The sequence below is a fragment of the Caballeronia sp. INML3B genome, from assembly GCF_023631305.1.
Taxonomy (GTDB): Bacteria; Pseudomonadota; Gammaproteobacteria; order Burkholderiales; family Burkholderiaceae; genus Caballeronia; species Caballeronia turbans.
Genome location: NZ_JALQDI010000092.1, coordinates 1 through 1,997, shown reverse-complemented (window position 1 = coordinate 1,997; position 1,997 = coordinate 1). Strand labels below are relative to the sequence as shown.

2 protein-coding genes are annotated in these 1,997 nt (G+C 56.1%); one reads left to right on the top strand and one right to left on the bottom strand.

Features of this window, described 5'->3' with window-relative positions; all coding sequences use genetic code 11:
- Nucleotides 1-603: 603 nt before the first annotated feature.
- Nucleotides 604-858, bottom strand: coding sequence for a nickel-binding protein (locus NCS58_RS34005; protein WP_250477850.1), 255 nt, complete (start codon nucleotides 856-858; stop codon nucleotides 604-606).
- Between the two features lie 510 nt (nucleotides 859-1,368).
- Here NCS58_RS34005 and NCS58_RS34000 point away from each other — a divergent pair.
- A complete protein-coding gene (locus NCS58_RS34000) occupies nucleotides 1,369-1,857 on the top strand; it encodes a cache domain-containing protein (protein ID WP_250478538.1) in 489 nt (162 codons plus the stop codon).
- Nucleotides 1,858-1,997: the final 140 nt, after the last annotated feature.

Below are 1,997 nucleotides of genomic sequence, written 5' to 3'. Positions count from 1 at the left end.
TCCAGCGAGTGACGGATTTCGCCGCCGGCCTCAAGTACGCCCGAGAACTCGGCGAATGACTTGTGTGTAATCGCATGACTTAAGATGGAATCGGATGACGCTGCCGTCCGCCAACCCGCGGCGAGCGCACGCGTTATGTCGGATGAGTGCCGAGGTGGATTCAATCTTTTCAAATTTCCGGATGCGGTCCGCGTTTGCTCTTGGACACGCGCTCTGGTCAAAGATTAACGGGAGTTAAGCCGTGGCGCTTTCATAATTGCATTTGGCATTGTCTTATCTGTGCGTTCAAAGCAATAGGGAGCGGTCACCGCCGGCGACAATAAGCTGCTCGAGAACGGCTGCTGTATTGCGGTATTGCTCTGCCGTAGACCCCCATAGCATCCGCAGAAACTTTGAGTCAATCCGGTTCATTGGCATACTCGATCGATTTCCGGGATCGCTCAACGGCGGAAGTGGCCAGGGCGCATAAATGGAACCGTCGTCGAGACTCTCGGACAGGTCTAGCTCTTCACCATCGCCCACAAATCCTGGCATCCGTACGGACGCGTGGTCGGCCTTATCCGCATCCGAACATCGGTCCCACACGAACGGATAGCCGTCTAATTACGATCCTCCGATGATGTCGCCAGACCAGATGTGATCGAAAGCGGCGCCGGCTTCCCGCTGGACTTTTCGGACAGCCTCTGCGTCCGGCGCCTCGTATTCGCAGATCATGTGTCTGCGATCCAAAGAGAGGACGCTGCGCTTCCAGACGACACGGTGCATCTCGCTGCAGCGAGCCAGCTGGTCTTCGACCCGCGACAAACCCTCATCCGACTGCGCCGTCGAAAAGCTTCGTTCGACCACGAAATGCGCCATTTCAGTTCTCCGTTGAGCGCGAACTCGTGATGGTCAAGACTAAGCCCGCTGCGTTGAAATTTCGGTTGCAGTGGCTGGACAACGGTCATGGAGACGCCGTATCGCAGGTTTGCTGCGTGGACTCAGCCAGCGTTACTTCAGAAATCCGCGCAACGAAGGCGTCCAACGATCAGCGGACGGCCGATTTCGGAGCGCAGCAGTCGTTTGAATGACCGAGCGATGGTCTTGGCGAAAGGCGGCAAGTGGCCGAGAGTGCCAGCTCGATGAACCTTCTACAGAGCTGTCGATTGGGCTGCCCCGTGTCAGATTTTCGATGGCGAATCGGAACGCGAATAAACGGCCCGTTACCGACATTCGCGAACGTCCGTTATCGCGTCGCCTATACCATGCGGCAAAACTATTCTGGGCGAGCTACGCTTCATGGACTAGTCTTTTGCATGCGAGTAGGTGCTTCTCTTCCACACGCTGTCCTTCGGTGCAGCGCTGAAACCAATGGTTGGAGATCGTGCAATGAACGGCAAATCCATCTTCGCCGGCATCTTGTTATTGGCTGGATCCTTCTGCCCCGTGTCACCTGCATTTTCTCAGTCATCTCCTCCGACGTCCGACACAGCAGCTCAAACCAAAGCGCTGGTCGAGAAGGCCGCCGCGTTGATAGACAGCAGAGGCAAAGCCGCGTTATCCGAGTTCAGGATCAAAGGCAGTGAGTGGTTCCATGGCGACACCTATCTGTTTGCTTACGATTTGAACGCAAATGTACTGTTGAATCCGGCTTTCCCTGCACGGGAAGGGACCAACGTTCGCGGCCAGAAAGATACCAACGGCAAGCTCTTTCATGACGCGATGATCCAGACGGCTGAAACAACGGGATCGGGCTGGGTCGACTATATGTTCCTGAGACCGGGGCAGACTGAGTCATCGCATAAATGGACCTACGTGAAGGCAGTCAAGATTGACGGAGTTCCAGGCTTGGTGGGGTCGGGCTTCTATGCGCAGTAGGTTCGGGCCGGCGGCGTTCGCGTGGTCATCTCCTGCAACTTTCCGACAAGCGGCCGTTTAGCCCACCTCATTACACACAAGTCGTAGCGGTGGCGAGCCGCGAAAAGTCGTTTACGGTCAATGACATAGCGGACGGAGTT

Excerpts from the sequence above, each read along its gene's own strand:
- NCS58_RS34005 (WP_250477850.1), bottom strand. The coding sequence starts at position 858 with ATGGCGCATTTCGTGGTCGAACGAAGCTTTTCGACGGCGCAGTCGGAT.
- NCS58_RS34000 (WP_250478538.1), top strand. The coding sequence starts at position 1,369 with ATGAACGGCAAATCCATCTTCGCCGGCATCTTGTTATTGGCTGGATCC.